Source organism: uncultured Sphingopyxis sp. (assembly GCF_900078365.1).
In the GTDB taxonomy this organism is placed as follows: Bacteria; Pseudomonadota; Alphaproteobacteria; order Sphingomonadales; family Sphingomonadaceae; genus Sphingopyxis.
On sequence record NZ_LT598653.1, the window covers coordinates 2,057,752 to 2,084,037 of the forward strand.

General features: G+C 66.1%; 28 protein-coding genes and 1 pseudogene. 14 read left to right on the forward strand and 15 right to left on the reverse strand.

Annotated features, from left to right (window positions below; genetic code table 11):
• Nucleotides 1–47 precede the first annotated feature (47 nt).
• From tmk to QZL87_RS09400, 7 genes are all read left to right on the forward strand, one after another.
• Nucleotides 48–671 (forward strand): dTMP kinase, encoded by a 624-nt coding sequence (gene tmk, locus QZL87_RS09370; protein ID WP_295326709.1) that lies wholly within the window; start codon nucleotides 48–50, stop codon nucleotides 669–671.
• Nucleotides 659–1,636 (forward strand): DNA polymerase III subunit delta', encoded by a 978-nt coding sequence (locus QZL87_RS09375; protein WP_295326712.1) that lies wholly within the window; start codon nucleotides 659–661, stop codon nucleotides 1,634–1,636. The genes tmk and QZL87_RS09375 overlap by 13 nt, the downstream gene beginning before the upstream one ends.
• Before the next feature lie 118 nt (nucleotides 1,637–1,754).
• Nucleotides 1,755–3,338 (forward strand): methionine--tRNA ligase, encoded by a 1,584-nt coding sequence (metG, locus tag QZL87_RS09380; protein WP_295326715.1) that lies wholly within the window; start codon nucleotides 1,755–1,757, stop codon nucleotides 3,336–3,338.
• Nucleotides 3,338–4,114: a TatD family hydrolase gene (locus QZL87_RS09385; RefSeq protein WP_295326718.1), complete on the forward strand. Its 777-nt coding sequence runs from the start codon at nucleotides 3,338–3,340 to the stop codon at nucleotides 4,112–4,114. Before metG ends, QZL87_RS09385 begins: the two co-directional genes overlap by 1 nt.
• Before the next feature lie 13 nt (nucleotides 4,115–4,127).
• On the forward strand, nucleotides 4,128–4,892 hold the full coding sequence (locus tag QZL87_RS09390) for an MBL fold metallo-hydrolase (RefSeq protein ID WP_295326720.1): 765 nt from the start codon (nucleotides 4,128–4,130) through the stop codon (nucleotides 4,890–4,892).
• Nucleotides 4,889–5,065, forward strand: a complete 177-nt coding sequence (locus tag QZL87_RS09395; protein ID WP_295326722.1) for a hypothetical protein — start codon at nucleotides 4,889–4,891, stop codon at nucleotides 5,063–5,065. The genes QZL87_RS09390 and QZL87_RS09395 overlap by 4 nt, the downstream gene beginning before the upstream one ends.
• Complete coding sequence (locus QZL87_RS09400; RefSeq protein WP_295326724.1) at nucleotides 5,062–5,400, forward strand: transcription initiation protein; 339 nt, start codon at nucleotides 5,062–5,064, stop codon at nucleotides 5,398–5,400. The genes QZL87_RS09395 and QZL87_RS09400 overlap by 4 nt, the downstream gene beginning before the upstream one ends.
• 98 nt (nucleotides 5,401–5,498) lie before the next feature.
• On the opposite strand, the gene QZL87_RS09405 is transcribed toward QZL87_RS09400, so the two are convergent.
• Together QZL87_RS09405 and QZL87_RS09410 are read right to left on the reverse strand one after the other, a co-directional pair.
• Nucleotides 5,499–6,347 (reverse strand): hypothetical protein, encoded by an 849-nt coding sequence (locus tag QZL87_RS09405; protein ID WP_295326726.1) that lies wholly within the window; start codon nucleotides 6,345–6,347, stop codon nucleotides 5,499–5,501.
• 93 nt (nucleotides 6,348–6,440) lie between these two features.
• Complete coding sequence (locus tag QZL87_RS09410) at nucleotides 6,441–7,709, reverse strand: S8 family serine peptidase (protein ID WP_295326728.1); 1,269 nt, start codon at nucleotides 7,707–7,709, stop codon at nucleotides 6,441–6,443.
• A 125-nt stretch (nucleotides 7,710–7,834) separates the two neighbouring features.
• Between QZL87_RS09410 and QZL87_RS09415 the strand changes: the two genes are divergently transcribed.
• The 3 genes from QZL87_RS09415 to mazG all read left to right on the forward strand — a co-directional run bounded on the left by QZL87_RS09415 (nucleotide 7,835) and on the right by mazG (nucleotide 9,977).
• On the forward strand, nucleotides 7,835–8,323 hold the full coding sequence (locus QZL87_RS09415; protein ID WP_295326730.1) for an RNA polymerase sigma factor: 489 nt from the start codon (nucleotides 7,835–7,837) through the stop codon (nucleotides 8,321–8,323).
• Nucleotides 8,320–9,024, forward strand: coding sequence for an anti-sigma factor (locus QZL87_RS09420; RefSeq protein WP_295326732.1), 705 nt, complete (start codon nucleotides 8,320–8,322; stop codon nucleotides 9,022–9,024). The genes QZL87_RS09415 and QZL87_RS09420 overlap by 4 nt, the downstream gene beginning before the upstream one ends.
• 179 nt (nucleotides 9,025–9,203) lie before the next feature.
• On the forward strand, nucleotides 9,204–9,977 hold the full coding sequence (gene mazG / locus QZL87_RS09425) for a nucleoside triphosphate pyrophosphohydrolase (RefSeq protein WP_295326734.1): 774 nt from the start codon (nucleotides 9,204–9,206) through the stop codon (nucleotides 9,975–9,977).
• Here the strand turns inward: mazG and hflX are convergent.
• From hflX to dusB, 7 genes are all read right to left on the reverse strand, one after another.
• On the reverse strand, nucleotides 9,955–11,307 hold the full coding sequence (gene hflX / locus QZL87_RS09430) for a GTPase HflX (protein WP_295326736.1): 1,353 nt from the start codon (nucleotides 11,305–11,307) through the stop codon (nucleotides 9,955–9,957). The two genes, mazG and hflX, sit on opposite strands and share 23 nt — an antisense overlap.
• Nucleotides 11,308–11,327: 20 nt before the next feature.
• On the reverse strand, nucleotides 11,328–11,918 hold the full coding sequence (gene hfq, locus QZL87_RS09435) for an RNA chaperone Hfq (RefSeq protein ID WP_295326807.1): 591 nt from the start codon (nucleotides 11,916–11,918) through the stop codon (nucleotides 11,328–11,330).
• Nucleotides 11,919–11,951: 33 nt separating this feature from the next.
• Complete coding sequence (locus QZL87_RS09440) at nucleotides 11,952–13,331, reverse strand: sigma-54 dependent transcriptional regulator (protein WP_295326738.1); 1,380 nt, start codon at nucleotides 13,329–13,331, stop codon at nucleotides 11,952–11,954.
• Nucleotides 13,321–15,582 carry an ATP-binding protein gene (locus QZL87_RS09445; protein ID WP_295318606.1) on the reverse strand — a complete coding sequence of 754 codons (2,262 nt, stop codon included), beginning with the start codon at nucleotides 15,580–15,582 and terminating at the stop codon, nucleotides 13,321–13,323. The genes QZL87_RS09440 and QZL87_RS09445 overlap by 11 nt, the downstream gene beginning before the upstream one ends.
• A gap of 122 nt (nucleotides 15,583–15,704) precedes the next feature.
• Entirely contained in the window at nucleotides 15,705–17,123 is a 1,419-nt protein-coding gene (locus QZL87_RS09450; protein WP_295326809.1) for a sigma-54 dependent transcriptional regulator, read from the reverse strand.
• Nucleotides 17,124–17,131: 8 nt separating this feature from the next.
• Nucleotides 17,132–18,223, reverse strand: a complete 1,092-nt coding sequence (locus QZL87_RS09455) for an ATP-binding protein (RefSeq protein ID WP_295318609.1) — start codon at nucleotides 18,221–18,223, stop codon at nucleotides 17,132–17,134.
• Complete coding sequence (gene dusB, locus QZL87_RS09460) at nucleotides 18,220–19,218, reverse strand: tRNA dihydrouridine synthase DusB (RefSeq protein WP_295326811.1); 999 nt, start codon at nucleotides 19,216–19,218, stop codon at nucleotides 18,220–18,222. Before dusB ends, QZL87_RS09455 begins: the two co-directional genes overlap by 4 nt.
• Before the next feature lie 97 nt (nucleotides 19,219–19,315).
• Here dusB and QZL87_RS09465 point away from each other — a divergent pair, with 97 nt between their 5' ends.
• Entirely contained in the window at nucleotides 19,316–20,494 is a 1,179-nt protein-coding gene (locus tag QZL87_RS09465; RefSeq protein WP_295318611.1) for a bifunctional 2-C-methyl-D-erythritol 4-phosphate cytidylyltransferase/2-C-methyl-D-erythritol 2,4-cyclodiphosphate synthase, read from the forward strand.
• Between the two features lie 2 nt (nucleotides 20,495–20,496).
• A complete protein-coding gene (locus QZL87_RS09470) occupies nucleotides 20,497–21,054 on the forward strand; it encodes a CinA family protein (protein ID WP_295318612.1) in 558 nt (185 codons plus the stop codon).
• On the opposite strand, the gene QZL87_RS09475 is transcribed toward QZL87_RS09470, so the two are convergent.
• Complete coding sequence (locus QZL87_RS09475) at nucleotides 20,997–21,476, reverse strand: type II toxin-antitoxin system RatA family toxin (protein WP_295318614.1); 480 nt, start codon at nucleotides 21,474–21,476, stop codon at nucleotides 20,997–20,999. The genes QZL87_RS09470 and QZL87_RS09475 overlap by 58 nt on opposite strands.
• Entirely contained in the window at nucleotides 21,477–22,424 is a 948-nt protein-coding gene (gene lipA, locus QZL87_RS09480) for a lipoyl synthase (protein WP_295318615.1), read from the reverse strand. It lies immediately after the preceding gene.
• A 62-nt stretch (nucleotides 22,425–22,486) separates the two neighbouring features.
• On the opposite strand from lipA, the pseudogene QZL87_RS09485 reads away from it, so the two are divergent.
• Together QZL87_RS09485 and QZL87_RS09490 are read left to right on the forward strand one after the other, a co-directional pair.
• Nucleotides 22,487–23,193, forward strand: a pseudogene (locus tag QZL87_RS09485) (carbonic anhydrase).
• Nucleotides 23,194–23,206: 13 nt separating this feature from the next.
• Complete coding sequence (locus QZL87_RS09490; protein WP_295318617.1) at nucleotides 23,207–23,785, forward strand: hypothetical protein; 579 nt, start codon at nucleotides 23,207–23,209, stop codon at nucleotides 23,783–23,785.
• A gap of 329 nt (nucleotides 23,786–24,114) precedes the next feature.
• Here QZL87_RS09490 and QZL87_RS09495 read toward each other — a convergent pair whose 3' ends face one another.
• From QZL87_RS09495 to QZL87_RS09510, 4 genes are all read right to left on the reverse strand, one after another.
• Nucleotides 24,115–24,660 carry a F0F1 ATP synthase subunit B gene (locus QZL87_RS09495; protein WP_295318618.1) on the reverse strand — a complete coding sequence of 182 codons (546 nt, stop codon included), beginning with the start codon at nucleotides 24,658–24,660 and terminating at the stop codon, nucleotides 24,115–24,117.
• The gene (locus QZL87_RS09500) at nucleotides 24,653–25,150 is read right to left on the reverse strand and encodes an ATPase (RefSeq protein ID WP_295318621.1); all 498 of its coding nucleotides are present in this window, start codon (nucleotides 25,148–25,150) and stop codon (nucleotides 24,653–24,655) included. The genes QZL87_RS09495 and QZL87_RS09500 overlap by 8 nt, the downstream gene beginning before the upstream one ends.
• A gap of 71 nt (nucleotides 25,151–25,221) precedes the next feature.
• Complete coding sequence (locus QZL87_RS09505) at nucleotides 25,222–25,452, reverse strand: F0F1 ATP synthase subunit C (RefSeq protein ID WP_037515205.1); 231 nt, start codon at nucleotides 25,450–25,452, stop codon at nucleotides 25,222–25,224.
• A gap of 42 nt (nucleotides 25,453–25,494) precedes the next feature.
• Nucleotides 25,495–26,247 (reverse strand): F0F1 ATP synthase subunit A, encoded by a 753-nt coding sequence (locus QZL87_RS09510; RefSeq protein ID WP_295326813.1) that lies wholly within the window; start codon nucleotides 26,245–26,247, stop codon nucleotides 25,495–25,497.
• Nucleotides 26,248–26,286: the final 39 nt, after the last annotated feature.

Below are 26,286 nucleotides of genomic sequence, written 5' to 3' on the forward strand. Positions count from 1 at the left end.
TCCATGCACAACGTGCTTTCCATCCCGGCCCACCGCGGGCTAGCGGCGTGACGCCCGGCCGCTTCATCACGCTGGAGGGCGGCGAGGGCGTCGGCAAGTCGACGCAAATCCGCGCGCTGGCCGCGGCGCTCGAAGCACGCGGTCTCGAAGCCGTCGCGACGCGCGAGCCGGGCGGCAGCGCCGGTGCCGAGGCGATCCGGGCGTTGTTGATGGAGGGCAGCGATGACCGCTGGAACGCGCGCAGCGAAGCCTTGCTCTTCGCCGCCGCGCGCGCCGACCATGTCGCGCGCACGATCCGCCCGGCGTTGGCGCGCGGGGCGTGGGTGCTGTGCGACCGCTTCGTCGATTCGAGCCGCGCCTATCAGGGCGGCGGGGGCGGGATCACCGACGCCGATCTGCTTGCGCTGCACCGCTTCGGTTCGGAAGGGCTGCTGCCCGACCGCACCTTCCTGCTCACGGTCAGCCCGGACGAGGCGGCGCGCCGCCTCGCCGAGCGTGGCGGCAGCGACCGCATGGGGAACAAGCCCCTCGACTATCAGGCGCGCCTCGCCGCGCGCTTCGGCGAAATGGCCGCGGCCGAGGCGGGACGCTGGCGGATCATCGACGCCGACAGGCGCGCCGAAGAGGTGACGGAAGCGATCCTCGCGGACCTTGCGGAATGGCTGTCATGATCGGGCATCAGGAGGCCGAAAAGGCGTTTCTCGAAGCGTGGCAAGGCAGCCGTGTTCATCACGCCTGGCTTCTGGCGGGGCCGCAGGGGATGGGGAAGGGGGCTTTTGCCGAGCGGGTCGCGCGCTTTCTCGTCACCCACGGGCGCGGTGGTGAGGGCCAGGCGATCCCGCTCGACGACCGCGGCGACGATGCCGCCGCGCGGCTGGTCGATGCGGGCAATCACCCGGAAATCCTGCGCCTCGCGCGTCAGCCCAAGGACAAATCGAAAGAACTCGCGCGTAACATCACGATCGAACAGGTGCGGCAGATGATCCGCCGCCTGCATCTATCCTTGTCGCTCGGCGAGTGGCGCGTGATCATCGTCGATGCGGTCGACGACCTTGAAACCGACGGGGCGAACGCGCTGCTCAAGACGCTCGAGGAACCGCCGGCCAAAACCCTGTTCCTGCTCGTCAGCCACTCGCCCGGACGTCTGCTTCCGACGATCCGCTCGCGGTGCAGAACCCTGCGTTTTCAGCCCGTTGCGCGTGACGTCATGACGACATGGTTGCACGATCTGCGCCCGATGACCGGGATGGAGGAGGTGCGCGCGATCGTGGCCGCGTCGGGCGGGGTTCCCGGCAAGGCGCTCGCGCTCATCGATAGCGACGTGGCGGCCATGGAGAAAAAATTGCTGGCGATCGCGGCGAGCGGCGATTCGGAGAACAGGCTGCGCGAAGCGCTCGCCCGCGAGGTCGGCGGCACCAGCAATCGCGCCCGCCTCGAACTGGTGATCGACATCGTGCCGGGCCTGCTCTCGCGTATCGCGCGCGAACGCCCCGTGGCAGAGATCGCGCCGGTCCTCGCGCAGTGGGACCGCGTCCAGCGCACCGTCCGCGATGCGATCCGCGGATCCTATGACGGCGCGATGGTCGGCTTTGAAATCGGCAACTGCCTGGCCGAACTGGCGCCGCGGCCCAGATAATCGTCGCCCCCGCGAAGGCGGGGGCCGCTGTCGGTGTGGTCCGAAGTTGCCAACGGTCCCGCCTTCGCGGGGACGACGGATACTTCCCCTCGCCCGCGCCAGCGGCTAAGGCGCGCGCATGTCCGAAGATAACAAACCTTTCTACATCACCACCGCGATCAGCTACCCCAATGGCCGTCCGCATATCGGCCACGCCTATGAGGCGATCGCCACCGATGTCATGGCGCGGTTCCAGCGCGCGCGGGGCCGCGACGTGCGGCTCGTGACCGGCACCGACGAACATGGGCTGAAGATGTTCCAGACGGCGCGCGACCAAGGCCGGGCGACGATCGATCTCGCCGACGAAATGTCGGGATATTTCCGTGAGATGTATGCCAAGCTGAATATCAGCTATGACCATTTCATGCGCACGTCGGACGCCGCGCACCATGCCGCCTCGCAGGCGATCTGGCAGGCGATGGAGGCGAATGGCGACCTTTATCTCGACCGCTATGAAGGCTGGTATTCGGTTCGCGACGAGGCTTTCTATGACGAAAGCGAGTTGAGCGACGGGGAAGGGGGCGTGCGCCTCTCACCGCAGGGGACGCCGGTCGAATGGACCGTGGAGGAAAGCTGGTTCTTTCGTCTGTCGAACTATCAGGACAGGCTCCTCGCGCTCTACAAGGAGCAGCCCGACTTCATCCGGCCCGAAAGCCGCCGCAACGAAGTGCTGCGCTTCGTCGAGGGCGGGCTCAAGGACCTCAGCGTCTCGCGCACCAGCTTCGACTGGGGCGTGCCGGTGCCCGGATCGCCGGGGCATGTGATGTATGTCTGGGTCGACGCGCTCACCACCTATCTTTCGGGCCTCGGCTATCCCGATCCCGACAGCGATTTCGGGACATTCTGGCCGGCAAATATCCATATGATCGGCAAGGATATCGTTCGTTTTCATACGGTTTACTGGCCGGCCTTCCTGATGAGTGCAGGTCTCCCGCTGCCCAAGCAGGTGTTCGGCCATGGCTTCCTGCTCAACCGCGGGGAAAAAATGTCGAAATCGCTCGGCAATGTCGTCGATCCGATGGCGCTCGCCGACCGGTTCGGCGTCGATGCGCTGCGCTACTATCTGCTTCGCGAAGTCAGCTTCGGGCAGGACGGCAGCTATTCGGCCGAAGCGATCGTGCGCACGGCCAACGCCGACCTCGCGAACAGCTTCGGCAATCTGGCCCAGCGCAGCTTGTCGATGATTTTCAAGAATTTGGATGGCAAGCTTTCGAATGATTATGCACCGGGCCAGGATGACGTCGATCTGCTCGCCGACCTTAATGCGATGGGGACCGAGCGCCTCCCCGGCGAATTCGAGCAGCTCGCCTTTTCGGTGGGTATCGAGGACTGGATCCGCGCCGTCTTCGCCTGCAACCAATATGTCGACACGCAGGCGCCGTGGGCGTTGCGCAAAACCGACCCGGAGCGCATGCGTGCGGTACTGATGACGCTGTTTCAGGCGGTCCGCACGCTCGCGATCGCGATCCGCCCGGTCGTGCCGGCGGCCGCCGACAAACTGCTCGATCAGATGGGGATCGCCGCGGATGCGCGCGATTTCGCGGCGCTCGCCGATACCGGCTGGTTCAACAAGCTGACCGCCAGCGGATTTACGGTCGGTCAGCCCGTCCCGATCTTCCCGCGTCTCGAATTGCCTGAGGAAGAAGGGGAAAGGGAGGCGTAATGCTCGTCGATTCGCATTGTCACCTCAATTATAAAGGCCTTGCCGAACAGCAGAACGAGGTGCTGGCGCGCGCGCGGGCAAGAGGCGTGACTGCGATGCTCAACATCGCGACGCGCGAAAGCGAATGGGACGATGTGCTCGCTGCCGCCGAAAAGAATGACGACGTATGGGCCAGCGTCGGCATCCATCCGCACGACGCTGACCATCATCCCGATGTCGATACCGCGAAGCTGGTCGAACGCGCCGCGCACCCGCGCGTGATCGGGATCGGCGAGACCGGACTCGACTATTATTACGACAAGAGCGACCGGACGCGCCAGCGGGACAGTTTCCGCCGCCATATCCATGCCTCGCAGCAAACGGGGCTTCCGATCATCGTCCACACGCGCGATGCCGAGGCGGACACGCTGGCGCTGCTCGGCGAGGAGATGGCGCGTGAGACTTTCCCAGGCGTTATCCATTGCTTCACCGCGAGCGACGATTTCGCGCGCAAGGCGCTCGATCTCGGCCTTTACATCTCGATCTCGGGGATCGTGACCTTCAAGAATGCCGCGGACCTTCAGGCGACCGCAAAATGGTTGCCGCAGGATCGGCTGCTGATCGAAACCGACTCGCCCTTCCTCGCCCCTGTCCCGCATCGCGGCAAGACCGGCGAGCCCGCCTTCGTCGCCGACACGCTGGCGTTCCTGGCCGATCTGCGCGGAGAGGAGAAAGACAGGCTCGCGAAGGCCACCAGCGCCAATTTCTATACGCTTTTCAGCAAGGCGGCGCCATGACGTCACAGCGTCCATGAAGCTTAGAATCCTGGGTTGCGGCACGTCTTCGGGCGTACCGCGGATCGGCAACGACTGGGGGCAGTGCGACCCCGACAATGTGCGCAATCTGCGCAGCCGCGCGTCGATCATGGTCTCGCTCGGCGGTTTCCGCATCCTCGTCGACACCAGCCCCGACATGCGGCTGCAGCTCCTCGACGCGGGGGTTGGCGAGATCGATGCCGTCATCTGGACGCACGAGCATGCCGACCATACCCACGGCCTCGACGATCTGCGCCAGGTCATGCACCTGCGCCGCTCCGCGGTGCCGGTCTATGCCCGCGACCATGTGCTCGACATATTGAAGTGGCGCTTCACCTACGCCTTTGCCGGCAATGCCGGCTATCCGGCGTCGGTCGATCCGATCAATCTTCACGATCATCAGTCGATCGGCCCGATCGAAGTGTCGGCGATCGAAATGCCGCACGGACCGATCAAGGCGACCGGGCTGATCTTCAGCGACGGTGCCCACAGAATCGCATATGCGACTGATTTTTCGAAGTTTACGGATGAGATGGTCGATTTCTTCCAGGGCGTCGACCTGTTCGTCATCGATGCGCTGCGCCGTTATCCCCATCCAACGCACCCGCACCTGGCAATGACCCTCGAGGGGCTCGCCAAAGTCGGCAATCCGCGCGCGATCATCACACATATGGACAATACGATGGACTATGACGACCTTGCGGCGGAATTGCCCGCGGGGGTCGAACCGGGCTATGATGGGCTGGAGGTGCAGTTATGAATGGCGATAGCGTCGTCCAGATGCTGTGGTTCGCGGGCGCATTCACCCTGGTGCTGAGTTCGCTGCTCGCGCGCCGATTGCCCATGGCCGACTGGCTCAAGATGGCGCTCGCATGGGTCGCGATCTTCGGGCTCGTGTTTCTTGCGATCCGCACGTGGCAGGTCGCGACATGACGAAATATCTCATCTCCTTTCCGAGCGAGGCGATGACCGTCACCGACGAGGAAATGCCTCAGGTTTCGGCCGATGCGCACGCGGTGATCGAGGAAGCCAAGGCCGCGGGCGTCTATGTGTTCGGCGGCGGCATCAACGAGCAGGTCGAGCCGGTGCTGATCGCGGGCGACGGAGCTGTATCGGCGCAGATTTATCCAGGCAGCCGGATCAAGGGCGGGTTCACCGTGCTCGAGCTGCCGACCCGCGAGGAAGCCGTCGAGTGGGCGCGAAAGATCGCGGTCGCCTGTCGATGCGCGCAGGAGCTTCGCGAGTTCATGTACGATCCGGCGAGCTGACTCCCGTTCGCCGCGCGAAAATGGGCGGACCGCACCGCGGCCCGCCCAGTTGTCGATCGGCGCCATTGGGGTCATCGCCGATCGCCCCATTCGATCGATTACTCGCTGGCGTCCTGCTGCTCGGCCGCTTCCTTGAGCTGGCCTTTCGTCATCCCGGTCACCAGCACGTCGCCCGAGCCCGCAAAGCTCGCTGCGGGCAGCGTCGCGACGCGGTCGCCGACTTCGACCGTCACCGCCTGCACGACGCCACGACCGGTCTGGCGCAATTCCTGCACATGGCCGATCACCTTGCCGCGCGGATCGGTGACGGGCATGCCCGGCGCAACCGCGAACATGCCGTTGCCGCTCGCCGCGCCGCTGCCCGCGGCGGCAAGCTGGCCGAGGCCGCCCTGGAAGCCGCCCGCGCCCGAGCCCGCGGCGCCGGCACTGCCTGAGACGTTCGACAGCGCGCCACCGGTCCGGTCGCGGACAGTCCCGACCGCGCCGCGCGCCGTGCCGGCGGCGGTCGAAGTGGTGCTGCGTGCCGTGCCCACGGCGTCGCGCGCGGTTCGACCCACGAAATCGGTGCCGACGGCCTGCGCATCGAGACTGCCGCTACCCGAAGCCGAACCCGAACCGCTGGCATTGCCGCCGACCGTTCGCCCGAGCAGATTCGTGTCGCCATTGGCCGACCCCTTACCGCTGGCATCGGCACTGCCCTTGCCCTGGACCCGGCCCGACCGGCGATCGACACGGGCGTCGCCGCGCCCCGATCCGGTGATGTCGCCGGCGGTGCCGAGGGTGCCACCGATCGGTCCGGTCGGATTGCCGAGCGTGCCGCCCAGCGTTCCACCCAAGCCGCCGCCGAGCCCGCCGCTGCCGCCGAGCAGCTGCGCCGAAGCGGGGGACGAAAATGCCATGGCCGACGCGGCGAGCGCGAGGGCCGGGATAAAAATACGACGTGCCATTATCCTTCTCCTTCGTCTTGCGGCCCGGAGGGGAGGGCCTGAAGGAAGAACGACGGCGCGCTCGAATTTCTTCCGGAAAATTGTGCGAGCCGGTCAGCGGCCGCCGCAATCCCCGCAGATCAGGCCGTGTCCGTAGATCTTGTCGCGCCCCTTTTTGCCAAGGTCGCGCGCTTCGAAGACCAGCGCGGAAACCGCCGACCCGATCCGGTCGATCGCGGGAGCGGGATAGTGAGCGGCGAGGCGCCCACCGACGAGCGGAGCGGCGAAAGACGTGCCGCGCAGACGGTCGGTCGCATCGACGCCGGTCGCGGCCAGCACGGCGTCGCCGGGCGCGGCGAAGTCGATGTGAAGCGCGCGGCCGGCCTCTGGCAAGGCGCGATTCCTGGCATCGACGCCGGTGACGGCAAAGACACCCCTGTAGGAGGCGGGATAGGCTGGCGGGGCGGCCGGGCCATCGTTGCCGACCGCCGCGACGATCAGCATGCCGCGCCCCTGCGCGCGCGATATGGCCGCCGCCAGCAGCTTGTTATCGGGCCCGACGAGGCTGATCGTGGTCACCGCGACGCCGCGCTGAACCAGCCAGCCGAGGGCACGCGCGATGGCGCTTGCACTGCCGCCCGCCGGATCGGTTCCATAAACGTCGGCCGCCAGCAGCTTCTGCCCCGAAGCCGCCCCTCGCACTGCGCCGTTGCCGATCAGCAGCGAGGCCACCGCCGTGCCGTGGCGGCTTGCGCGCGGCGCGCCGGCAGCGAAGCCGCGCTGCTCGACGCGGCCCGCGACCGAGGGATGCGCGGCCACGCCGCCGTCGATCAGCCCGAGCCGGGCGCGGCCCGGCGACGCCGTCGTCGCCAGGGCGGCGGCCGGCAGCGCCCCGCCCGGGCCGCTCGTGAAATAGATATGGTCGGCGTCGACTTCGGCATCGGGAAGCAGCTTGGCGAGCCGCTTTTGCGCGCGCGCGAGGCTCTGCCCGTCGGGGACCGCGAAGCGGACGATGTCGAGGTCGATGCCTTCGATCCGATCGCGATCGACCAGCCGGAACCCCTTTTCTGCCGCGCGTGCGATCATCGTCTCGTCGACACCCGTCGCGATGATGATACCGCGCACCGCGGGCTGGCCGTCACGGTCGGGCTCGATGCGGTCGCGATTGTCGCGCAACAACGAGGCGATCCGGTCGAGCCGCACCCGCGCGAGCGTGTCGCGCACGGCGACGAGCGGCTCGGCGCCGATATCCGGCAGCGAGGGGAGGGTGCGCGCGGGATCGGGAAGCTGGACCGGCGGCAGGGCGATCTGAGCATCGACGCGCGCCGCCGTTCCAGCGCACAGAAGCGAGAGCATCATGGGCAGGGCGACCAGAGCGCGCATCGAAACTCCTCATATCGGCCGGGCGGAAAAGACAGCGAGCCCGTCGCGCCCGAAAAATTTAGCATGTCGCGGAATAAACGATAGGGTGGCGTCGTTTCTTCCTCGGACACAGCGAAAAGGCGATTATGCGCTTCGAAGAGGAACTGGTCGAATTATTGCCGCGCTTGCGCCGGTTCGCGCGTGGTTTGACGCGTCATCCGAGCGATGCCGACGATTTGTGCCAGGCCGCGATCGAGCGCGCGCTGAAATCGCGCGACCAATGGCAACAGGGAACGAGACTGGACAGCTGGATGTACCGCATCACCCGCAATCTCTGGATCGACGAGCGGCGCGCCGCGGGCCGGCGCGGCGTTCACGCCCCGATCGACGACGCGGTCACGCAGGTCGCGGGCGACGGCGCCGCCGAGGTCGAGGCGGGAGCACTGCGCGGCGATGTCGACGACGCGATGGTGCGACTTCCCGACGAGCAGCGCGAAGTGGTGATGCTTGTGCTCGTCGAAGGCTATGCCTATCGCGAAGCGGCGGAAATCCTCGACGTGCCGGTCGGCACCGTGACCTCGCGCCTCGCGCGCGGCCGCGAGGCCCTGATGTTCCATCTTGGAGAAGCCGCATGAGCTTCGATCCCGCCACCGTCGCGGCTTTCGTCGACGGCGAACTCGACGACCTGACCATGCGCCGGATCGAGCGCGAAGCCGCGATCGATCCGGCGCTCGCGGCCGAGATCGCGCGCCACCGCGCGCTCAAGGCGCGGCTGGCGGCGCATTATGCTCCGATAGCGCAGGAAGCGGTTCCCGAACGGCTCCGGTCGCTGCTCGTCGTCGGCGACAAGATCGATACCAGCCTGGCCGATCGCCGCAGCGCCGCGCGCGCGCGCTTCAGCGGCATTCATTGGGGCGCCATCGCGGCTTCGCTCGTCCTCGGCGTGGCGATCGGGCTGCGCCCATGGGTTCCTGCCGCCGATGTGACGATCGATGGCGGCGCGCTGGTCGCGGCGGGCCCGCTCGCCGAGGCGCTCGATACGCAGCTCGCTTCGAACCAACCGGACGAAGCCCCGGTACGGATCGTCCTCAGCTTCGAGGACAAGGCGGGGCGCTATTGCCGCAGCTTCGAAAGCCGCGCGATCGACGGCATCGGTTGCCGCGTGGATGGTCGCTGGCGGATCGAGAGGACGCTGCCGGGCGAAGCCCGCGGCGATTACCGTCAGGCCGCATCGGGCGAGCTTGCCGCGGCAGCGGCGGCAATGATGAAGCATGACGCGCTCGACGCCCGAGGTGAACGCGCAGCGCGCGATGCCGGATGGATCGGGCGTCGATAAAGATTGTCGGCCGAGCTCCGGTCCCGAAACAGAAACCCACCGAAACAGGGGCGTGGGACTTTACGGCGGCATCAAGCGATTTTAGACGCGCTTATAAAGCGCCATGCGGTGGAGATCGCTGCTCTCCTCCGATCGTGAGCGAATTTTATTTAACATAATATATATTATCGGATAATCATATGCCCGATCCGGCCAACCAGTCCCCCATCGATCGCCTGCTCGCCATCATGCGCCAATTGCGCAATCCCGACGGCGGTTGCGAATGGGATCTGGCGCAGAATTTCTCGACGATCGCGCCTTACACGATCGAGGAAGCCTATGAGGTTTCCGACGCGATCGCCGGCGGCGATCCCGCCGCGATCCGCGACGAACTCGGCGACCTTCTGCTCCAGGTGGTGTTTCATAGCCAGATCGCGACCGACGACGGCCTTTTCGGTTTCGACGATGTCGCCGATGCGATCAGCGACAAGATGGAGCGCCGCCATCCGCATATCTTCGGCAACGGCCAGACCGGCGATATTCGCCGGCAGTGGGAAGCGATCAAAGCCGACGAACGCGCGGCCGATGGGCCCAGCGGCGCGCTGGCGGGCGTCGCGCTGTCGCTACCGGCCTTGCTCCGCGCCCAGAAGCTGCAAGGCCGCGCCGCGCGCGTCGGTTTCGACTGGCCCGATACCAGCGGCCCGCGCGACAAGATCGCCGAGGAACTGGCCGAAGTGGCGAATGCGGCCGATGACGCCGAGCGCCACGAGGAGGTCGGCGACCTCCTGTTCGCGGTCGTCAACTATGCGCGCAAGCTCGGCGTCGATGCCGAAAGCGCGCTACGCGACGCCAATCTGAAATTCGCCCGGCGCTTTGCGGCGATGGAAGATCGCGCGGGCGGCAGCATCGCGGGCCTTTCGCTCGATGCACAGGAGGATCACTGGCTGGCGGTCAAGGCATCGGAGCGTCGTTAGAGCCCTTCCGCGCGGGCCACAGCCGCTCGAACCGCGCGCGATCGGCGGGATCGAGCCTTACGGTCAACACATGACCCTCGCCCTCCGGCTCATCGGCAAGCACCTCGCCGCGCGCATGGAGCCATGCCATCGCCTCGCCCTGCTCATAGCCGAGATGGATGCGCTGCACCTGATGCCGCGCGGTCAATTGTGACGCCATCAGGATGCGCGCGGCCTCGACGCCTTCCCCCGTCACCGCCGAAATGACCGCGACGTCGGGGCGTCGCGCCGCCATATCCTCGATGATCGCGCGGCGATCGGCATCGGCGGTGTCGATCTTGTTCCATATCTCGATCTGCGGAATGGCGTCGGGCGCATCGCCCTCCCCGCCGTCCTGCGGACCGTTCGCGCCGAGCGAGTCCAGAATCGCGCGCACATCGTCATATTGCGCTTCGCTGTCGGGATGGACAATGTCGCGCACATGGACGATCAGATCGGCGGTCGTCACCTCTTCGAGCGTCGCGCGGAACGCAGCGACGAGTTCGGTCGGCAGGTCGGACACAAAACCGACCGTATCGGACAGGATCGCCTTGTCGATGCCGGGTAGCCGGATTTCGCGCATCGTCGGGTCGAGCGTGGCGAACAACATATCCTCCGCCATGACATCGCTGCCCGTCAACCTGTTGAAGAAAGTCGATTTTCCGGCATTGGTATAGCCGACCAGCGCGATGACGGGCCATGGTGCGCGCTGGCGCTTCGACCGCTGGAGCTGGCGCGTGCGGCGCGCGTCCTCGAGGCTGCGCCGAATCCGTGCCATCCGGTTGCGGATCATGCGCCGGTCGGCCTCGATCTGCGTTTCGCCCGGCCCGCCGAGAAAACCGAAACCGCCGCGCTGGCGTTCGAGGTGGGTCCAACTGCGCACCAGCCGGCCCGCCTGATAATCGAGATGCGCGAGCTCGACCTGCAAGCGGCCTTCGGCCGTCGCGGCGCGCTCGCCGAAGATCTCGAGGATCAGACCGGTGCGATCGATCACCTTCGTGCCGAACGCCGTTTCAAGATTGCGCTGTTGGATCGGGGTGAGCGCCGCGTCGACGACCACCAGTTGGATGCCCTTCGCCGCAATGTCGGGCGTGATCGCGTCGATCTGACCGACGCCGAGCAGCGTCGCGGCGCGCGTCTGGCGCAGGCGGAGCGTGTGGACGGCGGCGACGTCGAGCCCGATCGCCAGCGCAAGTCCCCTCGCCTCCTCGGCCCGCGCGTCGAGGTCGCGCGCGAGCCGCTGGCTATGCCATTCGGGCACGATGACGAGCGCCGGGGCGCCGCGCGTTACCTCGTCTTCATTGTCGGCCATCAAGGTTTTTGGCGGGTCGATCAGGCGTCGTCCGCTTCGCCGTCACCCTCGCCATTGTCGGTCAGGTTGATCGGCCCGTTCGGCTGAACCGTCGAAATCGCGTGCTTGTAGACCAGTTGCACCTGCCGCTCGCGTTCGAGGAGCATGCAGAAAAGGTCGAATGCGACGATATCGCCCTGCAGCATCACGCCGTTGACAAGGAACATCGTGACCGACTCGTCCGAACGGCGCACCGCGTTCAGGAAGACGTCCTGCAGCGCCTTGCCCTTGCTCGCCGGCGCGTCGCGCAGATTGTCGCCGAGCAGCGACAGGTCGAAATCATGCGACGGCATCACGGTCGAAATCGCATGCTTGTAGACCAGCTGCGACTGTCCGTCGCGGCGGAGCAGCAGCGAGAAATTGTCGAACCAGGTGATGATGCCCTGCAGCTTGACGCCCTTGACCAGGAACATGGTCACCGGGGTCTTGCTCTTGCGAAGCGCGTTGAGAAAAATATCCTGGAGATTCTGATTTTTATCGGACACATTTGCCTCCTGTTCTTGGCGGTGAAACCGCGGGGTACGGTGCCGGTTTCCTCCGGCTTTCAAGACCTTCTTCAAAAAACGCAATATGCGGCAAAGCACATGGGACGTCTAGGGCAAAGCCTATGCTTCGCCTTCCGAACTCTCGGTAAGGCCCAAAAGTTTCAGTTTGCGGTGCAGCGCGGACCGCTCCATCCCGATGAAGGCGGCCGTGCGCGAAATATTGCCCGAAAAGCGATTGATCTGGATTCGCAGATATTCGCGCTCGAAATTTTCGCGCGCCTCCTTGAGCGGAATCGCGGTGATCGATTCCGAATTGGGCAGGATGTCGGTCCCGCCGCGCACCAGCTCGGCGGGCAGCATGTCGGCATCGATCCGCGCCAGCCGGTCGCTCGGCGCGAGGATCATCACGCGTTCGATGACGTTGCGCAATTCGCGCACATTGCCCGGCCATTCATGCGCCTGCAGCGCCGCCATCGCCTCGGCGCTGATCTCGGGCGGCGGGACGCGGCGGTCGGCGGCGTAGCGCCGGATATAATGGTCGCAGAGGCTGGCGATATCGTCGCGCCGTTCGCGCAGCGGCGGGATATGCACGGGCACGACATTGAGCCGGTAATAGAGGTCCTCGCGAAAGCGGCTCTCGGCGATTTCGGTCATCAGGTCGCGCGCCGACCCCGAAATGATGCGGACGTCGACGCGGATCATCGTGCGGCCGCCGACGCGCGCGAAGCTCTGGTCGGTCAGCACGCGCAATATCTTGCCCTGCGTCGTCAGCGGCATGTCGGCGACCTCGTCGAGGAACAGCGTCCCGCCGTGCGCCTGTTCGAGCAAGCCGACGCGGATCGAGCCGTCCTCGGCTTCGGAGCCGAAGAGTTCGAGCTCGACCGTCTCCGGATCCATGCGCGCCGATGAAATGACGCGGAACGGCGCGTTGTGGCGGCCGCTCCACCCGTGCAGCACGCGCGCGGCGACTTCCTTGCCGACCCCGGGCGCGCCGGTGATCAGAACTCGGCTTCCCGTTCCGGCGACGCGCTTCAGCGTCGCGCGGACATTGTTGATCGCGGCGCTCGTTCCCGTGAGTTCGTCGGACGGCCCGGCTTTTTCGCGCAGTTGTTCATATTCGAACTTCAGCCGCTCGTTTTCGGTCGCGCGCGCGACAAGGTGGAGCAGGCGCGACGCCTCGAATGGCTTTTCGATGAAGTCGAACGCGCCGCGCCGGATCGCCGCGACCGCGGTGTCGAGCCCGCCATGGCCCGAAATGACGATGATCGGCAGCGTCGGATCGAACGCCTTGATCGCTTCGACGAGGCCGAGGCCATCGAGGCGCGAACCCTGGAGCCAGACGTCGATCAGCGCGAGCGACGGCCGCCGCTGACGGATCGCTTCGAGCGCCGAATCGCTGTCCGACGCGGTGCGCGCTTCATAACCTTCGTCTTCCATGACCCCGGCGACGAGGTCGCAAATGTCGCGTTCGTCGTCGACGATCAATATATCAAGCGCCATGGTCTTCTCTGTCCTGCCGGTTCCGGATGCGCCCCGGAACCGTTTCATTCTGCCCTATATTCTGCTCCCCGCCCTTCCCGGCGAGGGGCCGGAGCCGGTCGGGATGGAGCGTCAGGGTCACGCACGTCCCCTGCCCCGCCGGATTGTCTGAAAATTCAAGCTCGCCATAATGTTGTTCGACGATCTTCTTGACGATTGCGAGGCCGAGTCCCGTCCCGCCCTGGCGCGTCGTCATATAGGGTTCGGCGATCGCGTCGCGCGCTTCGGGCAGTCCGATGCCGTCGTCGGTGACGCGAATGACGACCTCGCCCTCCGCGCCGACTTCGAGCGCCGCGCCGACATGGCCGGCCGCCGCGGCATCGGAATTTTTATATTTTTCTTCAATCGCTTCGACCGCGTTCTTGACGATATTCGTTACCGCCTGCGACAAGAGGCGGCGGTCGCAGACGAGCGGCTCGATCTCGGCGGGCGTCCTGACCGAAAAGGCGATGTCGGGCTTTGCGACCTCGAACAGGAAGACGGCCTGGCGCAATATGTCGCGCAGGTCCTCGACGCCGAAGGTCGGCTTGGGCATCCGCGCGAAGCTCGAAAATTCATCGACCATCCGCCGCATGTCGTGAACCTGCCGGATCACCGTATCGGTGAGCTTGCGGAAGGTCGCCTCGTCGCCTTCGACCTTGTCGCCGAAACGGCGCTGGAGCCGCTCGGCGGCGAGCTGGATCGGGGTGAGCGGATTCTTGATCTCGTGCGCGATACGCCGCGCGACATCGGACCAGGCCGCGCGCCGCTGGTCGAGCAACTGCTGCGTGATGTCCTCGAAACTGAGGACGAAGCCGTCGCCCTGCGCCACGGCCTTTGCGGCGAGCGTCGCGGGTTCGGCATCCTTGCGCGACAGTTGCACGATCGCTTCGCGCTCGTCACTCGTCAGCAGGCGCGCCAGTTCGGGTGCAACATCGTCCAGAAAAAGGCCGATAAGCTCGTCGGCCGATTGACCGATCAGCCGCTCCGCGGCGGCGTTGGCGAGCAGAATGCGGCGATCGGCATCGACCGAGACCACGGCCGATGAAACGCCCCTCAACACCGCTTCAATGAAGCTGCGCCGCGCCTCGAGCTGCTCGTTCACATTGACGAGCGCGCCGGTCTGTCCTTCCAGCTGCTCGGTCATCCGGTTGAACGCGCGCGTCAGCACCGAAATCTCGTCGTCGCGCACCGGCGGCGTCACGCGCACCGACAGGTCGCCCCCCGCCGCCGTGCGCGTCGCGCCGATCAGCGTGCCGAGCGGCCGCACGATGCGGTCGGCGACGACGATCGCGGCGATCACCGCGAGCGCGAGCAATAAAAGCGAACCCAGATAGAGCGCGCCGTTGAACTGGAGCTGGAGCATCTGCGACCGGTCGAAGAGCTGATTATAGTCAGCGAGCACCGCGCCCGCGCGCGCCGATTGCTGAAACCCCGGAACATTGGTGTCGCGCGAAGCATAGACAAAGGCGCGATCGGTTCCCGGCAAGCGCGCCGCGGCTTCGATGCGATCGGACCGGCGCACGACGACGACATCCTCGCCCGCGTCGAGGCGTGCGATCATCGCTTTACTCAGCCGGCTTGCGGCGGGGCGTTCGTCGGGATCGATCGCTGTCGCCGTCCGCGCGACGCCATCGCGCCCGATCTCGATAATTGCCGATTCATTGAGGCTGCGAACGACGACCTGCTGGAAATAATAATCGTTAAAGCCGGGCGCATCGATCGGATATTGCTTCAATCGCGTGCCGAGGTCGGTCGCCATGGCGAAGGTGTTGGCCCCGACTTGGCGCTGGTTTTCCTGATAATAGCCCTCGGCGAGGTTGGCGGCGTTTTCGAACATGCCGCGCGAGCGGTCGGAGAACCAGAAATCAACGCCGAACTGGAACAGCAGCGACGCGAAAATCACCACGAGCAGGGTCGGCGCCGCCGCGATCAGCGAGAAGAGCGCGACGAGCCGGACGTGGAGCCGCCCATTGCCCCCCGCCATCGACCGCATGGCGCGCGCCCGCGCGACGCGACTGCCGATCAGCACGATCAGCGTCATCGCGGGCACGAGATTGACGACCATGATCGCGGCGACCAGCGCCGGCGTCAGCAACCGCTCGCTCTGCGCGTCGCCGGTAACGAAGATATAGGTCGCGATCGCCACGCTGACGATAACGCCGAGCGTGTAATATTCGGGCGCCCCAAAGCGCCAGAAGCCCGAGCGCCCTTCCGCTTCGTCCGAGTCCATGTCGAATGCCAGGGAAGCCGATTGCGCCATTGTTGCTGCGTTACGACAATCCTGTTGCATAGAGAACACACAATCGGCCTGCGCGTCGTCCAATCGCGCCGATTCCGGGATTATTTCGCGTTTCAGGGATGCGCAGGGTCGATGTCAAGCTGCCCCAACCGCTTGCGCAGCGTGTTGCGGTTGATTCCGAGTCGCCGCGCCGCCTCCAGCTGATTGCCGCGCACCTCGCGGAGGACGCGGCGGAAAAGCGCCGTCTCGACGATGGCTTCGAGCTGTTCGTGAATGCCCCCTTCGCTCTCTGTGCCCGCCATTCGTTCGCGCGCCCAATCGTCGACGGCGCGCGCGATCAGCGCGGCGGGCTCGGCCACGCCGCCGCCCTCGCCATTTTCGCGAAGCACCGTCTCGACATCGCGCGCCGTCACCACCGTGTCGCGCGAGAGCACGGCGAGCCGCTGGACGACATTGCCCAGCTCGCGGACATTGCCGGGCCAGTCATAGCGTTCGAGCCACTGCATCGCCGCGGGCGCGAACTGGCGGTGGGGAAGCCCCGAACCGCGCCCCGCCTCGACGAAATGGCCGACGAGCGCGGCGATGTCGCTCCGGCGGTCACGCAGCGGCGGCAGCGTGACCGGAATGACGTTGAGGCGGTAGAAAAGATCCTCGCGGAACCGGCCATCGGCGACGAGGGTGCGCATGTCGCGGTGCGTCGCGGCGATGACGCGGACGTCTGCGCGCAATGCTTGGCTACCGCCCACGGTCGAATATTCGTTGCTCTGGAGCACGCGGAGCAGCCGCGTTTGCGCCTCGAGCGGCATGTCGCCGATTTCGTCGAGGAAGAGCGTGCCGCCCGCAGCCTGCTCGAAACGCCCCGCATTGCGGCTGTGCGCGCCGGTAAAGGCGCCTTTTTCGTGCCCGAACAGTTCGGCCTCGATCAGTTCGCGTGGGATCGCGGCCATGTTGATCGCCACGAAGGGCCCGTTCCGCCGCAGCCCGGTCGCGTGGATCGCGCGCGCGACGACCTCCTTGCCCGTGCCCGATTCGCCGAGGATCAGCACCGCGAGGTCGTTCGTCGCGAGGCGGGCGATGGTGCGGTAGACCGCCTGCATCGCCGGCGCGCGCCCGACCAGCCCATGGCTGTCGGCGGGCGCCGCGATGTCGCGCGCCGCCGGCTCGCTGCGCTTTTGAAGCGCGGCGCGGACGCTGGCGGTCAGTTCGTCGAGATCGAAGGGCTTGGGCAGATAGTCGTAGCTGCCGACCCCCGTCGCGCGCACGGCGGTGTCGAGCGTATTCTGCGCCGACAGGACGATCACCGGCGTCGCGGGATCGATGGCGGCATGCGACAGCGAATCGATGCCGTCGCCGTCGGGCAGCACGACGTCGGTGATGACGAGGTCGGGGCGATGGTCGGCCAGCCAGGCGTTGCGCTCGGCAAGGCTGCCGACCGAGGCGAAATGACCGCATTCGCCGGCGAGCGTTTCGCGGATGATCATCGCGATCGCGGGATCGTCCTCGACGAGCAGGATCGTCTTGCCCCCAACCATGGCCTGCGTCATGCCCCGCGTCCTTCGCGCGCAACGGGCAGATGCACGCGAAAGCGCGTCCAGTCGCCGTCGCGGATATGCTGGACGGTGCCGCCCATGTCGCGCGCGAGCTTGGCGACGAGCGCGAGGCCGAGCCCGCGTCCCTCGCGCTTGGTCGTCACGAACGGATCGAACAGGTCGCCGCGAATGTCCGCGGGAACGCCGGGCCCGTTGTCGCTGATGCTGACCTCGATCGGCAGCGCGATGCGCCCGCGCCCGTCGCCATTGTCGATCGACAGACCGTGCCGATAGGCGGTCGTCAGTCGCACGACGCCGTCGTCGCGCCCGCCGAGCGCCTCGCAGCCATTGGTCAGCAGGTTGAGCAATATCTGCACCATGGCGTCATGGTTGCCGTGGACGAGCGGCAGCGACGGATCGAAATCCTCGACGAAGCGGACGCCCGGAAACTGGCGCGCGCGCACGGTTTCCAGCGCCTGGTGGATCGGCTGATAGAGGTTGATCGGGCCGCAAACGATCGGCTGGCCGCGCGAGAAATGCTCCATCTGGTCGATCAGCGTCGCGATGCGGTCGACCTCGGCGCAGATCAGCGTCGTGAAGCGTTCGCCCGCCGTATCGGTCTTGCGGGCGAGCAACTGCGCCGCACCCTTGATGCCGGCGAGCGGATTCTTGATCTCGTGCGCCAGCATCGACGCTGCCGCGCCGGCCGCGCGTCCCGAACGGCCGATCGCGCCGCCCATCAGTTCGGCCTCGTTCGGCGCGGGGACGAGCGCGAGGATGCGGTGGCCGCTGTTGCCATAGGGGACCATCTGCATGTCGACGAAGATGGTTTTGCGCCCGCCGACCGAGATTTCGGCCCGATGCGCGAACAGCGCCGACGTCGCGGCGTCGCTCATCCGCTGGCGATAGCCGCGGTCCATCGCGATGACGTCATAGATGACACGCCCGACCATCGCCGAGCGGCTGACGTTGCAGAGCTGTTCGGCCGCGGCGTTGACGAACAGCACGACCCCGCCGCCGTCGATCAGCAGCGTGGGAACGGGGTGCGACTGGATCAGCTCGTCATGGTCGAAGTTTGGAATGCGCGAGGTGAGCGCGGTCACGCAGCGACCCTGGTCAGATGCGGGCCATAAAAGGCCTCGAGCGCGTCGAGCACGCCCTTGCTGTCGGGAATCTGGTTGACCTTGTTGCGGAACTCGGCCGAGCCGTGCAGCCCCTTGACGTACCAGCCGAGATGCTTGCGCGCCATATTGACCCCGGTGATTTCGCCATAATGGTCGATCATCGCGCGGTAATGCGATGTAATGACGTCATATTGTTCGTCGAGGCCGGGGTCGGGCCGCTCGGCCTCGCCGCGCAGCGCCGCCATGACCTGACCCAGCAGCCACGGGCGGCCATAGGCGCCGCGGCCGATCATCACCCCGTCGGCTCCGCTCTGCGCGAGCGCGGTGCGCGCATCGTCGGCCGAGCAGATGTCGCCGTTGACGATCACCGGGATCGACACCGCATCCTTCACCTGGCGCACGAAGCCCCAGTCGGCCTCGCCGCGATACATCTGGTTGCGCGTACGGCCGTGGACGGTGACGAGCTTTGCGCCCAGATCCTCGGCGATATGTGCGAGTTCGGGGGCGTTGAGGCTGTCGTGGCACCAACCCATGCGCATCTTGACCGTGACGGGCACGCTGACCGCCTTGACGCAGGATTCGATCAGCGCGGCGGCGAGCTTCAGGTCGCGCATCAGCGCCGATCCGGCGTCGCCGTTGGTGACCTTGCGCACCGGGCAGCCCATGTTGATGTCGATGATCGATGCGCCGCGATCCTCGTTGAGCTTCGCCGCCTCGCCCATTTCATAAGGGGTGCAGCCGACGAGCTGCATCGACACCGGCTCCTCGACTGGGTCCCACGCCGCTTTCTGGATCGACTGGCGCGTTTCGCGGATCGCGGCCTGGCTCGCGATCATCTCGGTGACATTGAGGCCCGAGCCATAATAGCGCACGAGCTTGCGGAACGGCAGGTCGGTGACGCCCGTCATCGGCGCGAGGATCACGGGATCCGCGATGGTGATATTGCCGATCTGGATGGGCCGCAGCGGCGCCATGGCGGGGAGCTTTCGCATGAATTGCCTAAAATTTGGGCACGCCCTACACGCTAAGCGGCTTTCCCGCAAGCCGCGGCTGCGCTAACCGGCGCGGCTGATGACCGAGTCCCCCCTTCCCCCTGCCCCGCCTGTCGCGGTGATCCTGCTCGCCGGCGGCATGGGAACGCGCGCCGGTTTCGACCGGCCGAAGCAGCTCGAGCGGCTTGACGGCAAGCCGGTGCTGCGCTGGAGCCTCGACGCTTTTGCCGCGCATCCCGCGATCGGCGGCGGCGTGCTGGTAGCGAGCGATGACGTCATGGTGGCCGCAGGGCCCCTTCCCGAAGGCTGGATTTCCGCCGCTCCGGGGGCGGAACGGCAGCAATCGGTCGCCCATGCGCTGGCGGCGCTGGCGGATTGGGACGACGGGGCGTTGGTGCTCGTCCATGACGCCGCGCGGCCCGGCCTCGACAGCGGTGTGATAGATCGCCTGCTTGCCGCGCTCGCCGAGGCCGACGCCGCGATCCCGACGCTTCCGGTGCCCGACACGCTCGTCGAACAGGCGGGCGAGGCGGCGGGCGACGTCGTCGACCGCAGCGCCCTCGCGCGCGTGCAGACGCCGCAGGCCTTTCGTCTCGGCACACTGCGCCGCGCGCATGCCGAAGCGGTCGAGGCGACCGCGACCGACGACGCGCAGCTCATTCGCCGGCTGGGCGTGCAGGTTATGACCGTGCCGGGCGACGCCCGGCTCCACAAACTGACATATGCGGAGGATATGGCGATCCTCTCGGGGCTTTTGGGAACGAACGCCATGATGCGAACCGCGGTCGGCATGGGCTATGACGTCCACCGCCTCGTCGCCGGCAAGCCGCTGTGGATCGGCGGGATAGAAATCGCGCATAGTCATGGACTTGAAGGCCATAGCGACGCCGACGTCGCGCTTCACGCGATCACCGACGCGCTTCTCGGCGCCCTCGCCGACGGCGACATCGGCGATCATTTCCCGCCGGGCGATCCGCAATGGCGCGGCGCCGCTTCGCACCGCTTCCTCGCCTTTGCCGGCGACCGCGTCGCGGCGCGCGGCGGCCGCATCGGCCATATCGACCTGACGATCATCGCCGAGGCGCCGAAGATCGGCCCGCATCGCCCCGCCATCCGCGCGCGCATTGCCGAAATCCTTGCGATTCCGGTCGAACGGGTTAGTGTGAAGGCGACAACGACCGAGCAGCTGGGTTTTACCGGCCGCCGCGAGGGGATCGCTGCGCAGGCCGCCGCGACCCTGCAACTTCCGGAGAATTGATCTTGCTGTCTGTCGAAGAAACGCGCCTTGCCGCGCGCGACGATCTTGCCACCGCCGTGCTCGCGGCCAATCGCACCGCAGGCCGCCGGATCGCCGTCGCCGAAAGCTGCACCGGCGGCATGGTCAGCGCCGCGCTGACCGACATCGCCGGCAGCTCGGACGTGTTCTCCGCGGGGTTCGTCACCTATTCGGGGCACGCCAAGCAGACCCAGCTCGGCGTCAGCAGCGAAATCCTCGAAACCTTCGGCGAAGTGTCGCTCGCGACCGCCTGGGCGATGGCGGCGGGCGTGCTCGCGAACAGCGACGCCGACGTCGCGGTCGCGATCACCGGCATCGCCGGGCCGGGCGGCGGGTCGGAGAAGAAGCCCGTCGGGCAGGTCGTCTTCGCGCGCGCGCTGCGCGGGCAGGATCCCGACGATTATTTCACGCAGCGCGTCCAGTTCGAATCGACCGACCGTGCGGCGATCCGCCACCATGCGACGCTGTTCGCGCTCGAACTGCTTCAGCCGGGCAAGGATTCGCTGCGGCCGTCGGAGGACGTCACCCTCCCCGCCCCGTAAAGTTCATCGGCGCGCGCCTCGAACGCCGCGATCATCTTGCGCAGCGCCTTGTCGAACATCTGTCCGGCGAGCGCCTCGAACATGCGGCTGCGGAACGCGAAATCGACCATGAAATCGACGCGGCAGCCGCCGCCTTCGAGCGCGTGGAAATGCCATTCGTTTCCGAGGTGCTTCATCGGGCCGTCGATATAGCTCACGACCACTTCGTGCGGCCTTTGCTTGTGGACGCGGCACGAGAAGCTTTCGCGCAGCCCCTTGAAGCCGACGATCATGTCGGCGACGGTTTCATGCTCGCTGTCGTCGCGGACGCGGAGCGCGACGACCCACGGCAAAAATTCGGGATAGCGCGCAATATCGGTGACGAGCGCGAACATCTGCTCGTCGCTGTACGGCAACTCGCGCGTTTCGTGGTGACGGGGCAATCAGTCCGCCCTGGCGCGCGCCAGTTGCGCCTCGCGCGCGGCGCGCATCCGTTCGAAATCGTCGCCGGCGTGATAGCTCGAGCGCGTCAGCGGCGAGGATGCAACCTGCAGGAAGCCCTTGGCGCGCGCGATCTGCGCATAGGCGTCGAATGCCTTGGGGGTCACGAATTCGGCGACCTTCGCATGTTTCGGCGTCGGCTGGAGATACTGGCCCATCGTCATGAAATCGATGTCGGCGCTGCGCATGTCGTCCATCACCTGATGAACCTCCATCCGCTCCTCGCCGAGCCCGAGCATGATGCCCGACTTGGTGAAGATCGACGGATCGCGGCGCTTGACGCTTTCGAGCAGGCGCAGCGACGCATAGTAACGCGCGCCGGGACGGATCGTCGGATAGAGCCGCGGCACCGTCTCAAGATTATGGTTGTAGACGTCGGGGCGCGCATCGACGATCGCCGCGACCGCGCTTTCGGGCTTGTTGCGGAAATCGGGGGTCAGGATTTCGATCGTCGTCTGCGGCGTCTCACGGCGCAGCGCATTGATGACCTTCACGAACTGGCTCGCGCCGCCGTCGGGCAGGTCGTCGCGATCGACCGAGGTGATGACGATGTGTGTCAGCCCCATCTTCGCCGCCGCGATCGCGGTATGTTCGGGTTCGAGCAGGTCGACGGGGCGCGGCATCCCCGTCTTGACGTTGCAGAAGGCGCAGGCGCGGGTGCAGGTGTCGCCGAGGATCATCACCGTCGCGTGCTTCTTGGTCCAGCATTCGCCGATGTTCGGGCACGCGGCTTCCTCGCACACCGTATGCAGGTTGAGCTCGCGCATCAGCTTGCGTGTTTCGGCGTAGCCGGGGCTGGTCGGCGCCTTGACGCGAATCCAGTCGGGCTTGCGCGCGCGTTGGCTGGGGGGCGTGGCGGTGGCCGGTTGAGGCTGGGCGGGAGCGTTCATCGCGCCCACATAGTCGCGCGCGCGCCTCTTCTCAACCTCTCTACCTATGCTAAGGGGCGTCCATGACTCACTTTGCTGACATGATCGAGGGATACCGGCGTTTCCGTAACGGCGGCTGGGCGGAGCAACGCGAACGCTGGGAACAACTTGCCGAAGGGCAATCGCCGAAGGTGATGGTGATCGCCTGTTCGGACAGCCGCTCCGAACCCTCGCAGATTTTCGACACCAACCCAGGCGAAATCTTCGTCGTGCGCAACGTCGCCGCGCTGGTGCCGCCGTTCGAGACGACGCCCGGACGCCACGGGGTCTCGGCGGCGCTCGAATTCGCGGTGCAGTTCCTGAAGATCGAGGAAATCGTCGTGATGGGGCACGGAATGTGCGGCGGCTGCCATGCGGCGCTTCATAAGTCGATGGAAGGCGCCGAGCCCGGGCGCGGCGGCTTCATCGCCGACTGGATCGCGGTGCTCGACGAGGCGAGCGAAAAGGTGCGCGCCGAATATGCCGACGGCTTCGGCCTGGCGCGCGCGCCGTCGATGGTGACCACGCGCAGGGCGTGCGCGCCGAATATGCCGATATCGACAACCGCGATGCGGGCCGCGCGATGGAAATGGCGGCAGTACGCGTAAGCATCGATAATCTTCGGACCTTTCCCTGCATCCAGGAAAAAGAACGGCGCGGGACGCTGAAGCTGCGCGGCGCGTTTTTCGCGATCAACGACGGGGTGCTGTACCTGATGGACGAGACGACGGGAGATTTCTCCCCCGTCTGAACAGGAGGGCAATATGAGCAAGAACGCATTCTGGGTCGCCGTCATCATTGCCGCGGCGATCGTCGGGGCGCTTTCGGGGCCCGCGCTTGCGCGATCGCTCTCGCCCGGCGCGATGACGATCTTTTCGGTTGTGACCCTGGTCTTGATCGTAGGGCTGGTCGTCTGGTCGCTGTCGAGCAACAAATCGGGGAAGAAAGCCGACACAGCAGCGCTCGCCGACGCCCGGACGATGCGCGCGCCCGAAGGCAAGGCGCGCATCTATGTCACCCGCCGCGGCTTCGTCGCCGCGCTGCAGGGAATGAACGTCACGCTCGACGACAGCGCGAAGGGACAGATCAAGTCCGGGCAGATGCTGATGGCCGACGTCGCACCCGGCCCGCACCGGTTGCACGCCGCGATGGCGAAGGGTCTGATGGCGAACGCGGGCATGATGGAAATCGAGGTCGGCGCCGGTGATGTGGTCGTCGTCGATGCGATGTTCGAAATGAGCGCGCTCAAGGGCGATACGAAACTGACCCGGCTCGAAGGCGCCCAGGCGCGCGAAAATGTCCACGCGACGAAGCTGATCCTTTGGGAGATCGCGCCGGTTTAATACTGGTCGCGGATAAGGGCGGTGAGACGCGGCTTTGGGGTGGTGAGCTGCCCTAAGTTCCTCCCTGTCGCGCAGCGATGGGGAGGTGGCAGCCCGAAGGGCTGACGGAGGGGCTATGGCGCACCGTCGCGGCCCCTCCACCACCGCTTCGCGGCGGTCCCCCTCCCCACGGCTTCGCCGCAGGGAGGATAAATGGCCGCAATCGGTCGTTTCCCGTCGATGGAGAGACCGACCAACGGTCGTGCCCATCTCCAACCAAAACCAATGCTTAAAAACAAAACGCCCGCGGAAAACCGCGGGCGCTTCGTTATCCGGTCATGCCGAAGGGCTCAGCCCCTGGCGACGCCCGCGATAGCCTGATCGACCAGCGCCTTGTCGGCCGCAGCGTCGTGCTTGTCGGCGATCAGCTTCGCCGCCGCATCGGTCGCCGCCTTCGCGGCCGCGGTGCGGACATCGGCGAGGGCGCCGGCTTCGGCCGCGGCGATGCGGTCTTCGGCCATCTGCTTGCGGCGCGCGATCAGCGCGGTCGCATCGGCCTTCGCCTTGGTCACGAGCGCCTCGGCCTCGGCATCGGCGCGGGCGCGCATCTCGTCGGCTTCCTTCGCGGCGTCGGCCAGCTTCGCCTCATATTCGGCCTTCAGCGATTCGGCGTCGAGGCGCAACTGCTCGGCTTCCTTGAGCTGTTTCGAAATCTCGGCAATCTTGTTGTCGAGCATGCCCGCGATCATCGCCGGCACCTTCTTCCACAGCAGGATCGCGATGAAGATCGCCATCGCGATCGACACCCATACGGTCGCGTCGATGAAACCGAACGACGCCGGTTCGACATGCACCTCGCCGGCTGCTTCGGACAGGATCATCAGATAATCAGCCATGGAGCACCGCCTTCACCGCCGCCTTGGCATCCGCCGCGGCGATCTTCACACCCGACAGCTTGGCGACGAGGTCGCCCGCCGCTTCGGCCGCGACCGCCTCGATTTCCGCCATCGCCGATGTGCGCGCGGCGCCGATTTCGGCTTCCGCCGCCGCCAGCTTGCCGGCGAGTTCGGCATCGACCTTGGCAAGGCGCTTTTCGGCGTCCTTCGCGGCCTTGTCCTTGGCGTCGGTCACCGCCTTCTGCGCGGCGGCGCGGCTCGCGTCGCTCTGCTGGCGGTAGCTTTCTTCAAGGCTGTCCGCCGCGGCGTGCGCGGCTTTCGCCGCCGCTAGATCGTCGGCCACCTTGCGGTCGCGCGCGTCCACCGTCGCCTCGATCTTCGGCAGCATGCCGCGGCCGATGACGAAAAAAACGAAGCCAAAGGTCAGCAGCACCCAGAAAATCTGCGATGCGGCGTACCAGCTTTCAGCGAATTGGCTGATTTGAGGCATGGATATACTCGACCGACAAAAGAAAAGCCGTCGCGGGACCGGCGCTCAGCGCACCGGTCCCGCGAGCGAAATCAGGCTGCCTTGAGGTACAGCAGGATCGCGATCAGGAACGACAGCAGGCCGAGAAGTTCGGCGGCCGCGAAGCCGATGAACAGGCGGCCCTGCTGGCCGTCGGCCGCCGCGGGGTTGCGCAGCGCGCTTTCGAGGAAGCTACCGAAGACGTTGCCCACACCGATGGCGGCCATACCGGCACCGATAGCGGCCAGACCGGCGCCGATGAGCGAAGCAGCTTGAACGTCCATTTTATACTCCTTGGGAAAAACGTTAATTATGCGGTTGAAATATCAGTGCAGATTGATCGCGTCGTTCAGATAGAGCGACGTGAGCAGCGCGAAAACATAAGCCTGGATGCCCGCGACCAGCAGTTCGAGACCGCTGATCCCGACCATCAGCGCCATGCTGGGAAGGCCGACGCCGAGGCCGACCGCCGGACCGGCGGCGATGCCGTCGATGATGAACGAAGCGAACACCTTCATCAGCACGTGCCCGGCGGTCATCGCGACGAACAGTCGCAGCGCGAGGCTGAACGGGCGGACGAGGAAGGATACCAGCTCAATCGCGGGGATCAGCCACAGCAGCCACCAAGGCGTACCATGCGGAACGAAAAGCGAGAAGAAATGCAGGCCGTGGCGCCAGAAACCGACGATCAGCACGATCGAGAAGCTCAGGATCGCGAGAAAACCGGTGATCGCGAAATGGCTCGTCACGGTGAAGGGATGCAGGCCGAACAGGCCGAAGGGCATCAGACCCAGCACGTTCAGCATCAGGATGAACATGAAAAGCGAGAAGACATAGGGCGTATATTTGCGGCCTTCGGGGCCGATATTCGCGTTCATCATGCCCGAGATGAAGCCGGTGAAGCCCTCGACGGCGACCTGCCAGCGGCCGGGAACGAGCTGGCGCTTCATCCCGCCGATCATGAAGACCCACAGCAAGAGGCCGGCGACGACCATCCACATCGCGCTGGTGGTAAAGGCGACCTCGTGATTGCCGACATGGAACATGTCGAACATCTTCTGCACCTCGAACTGGTGCATCGGGTCCACTTTGCCTTGATCCGCCACGCGATACCTCGC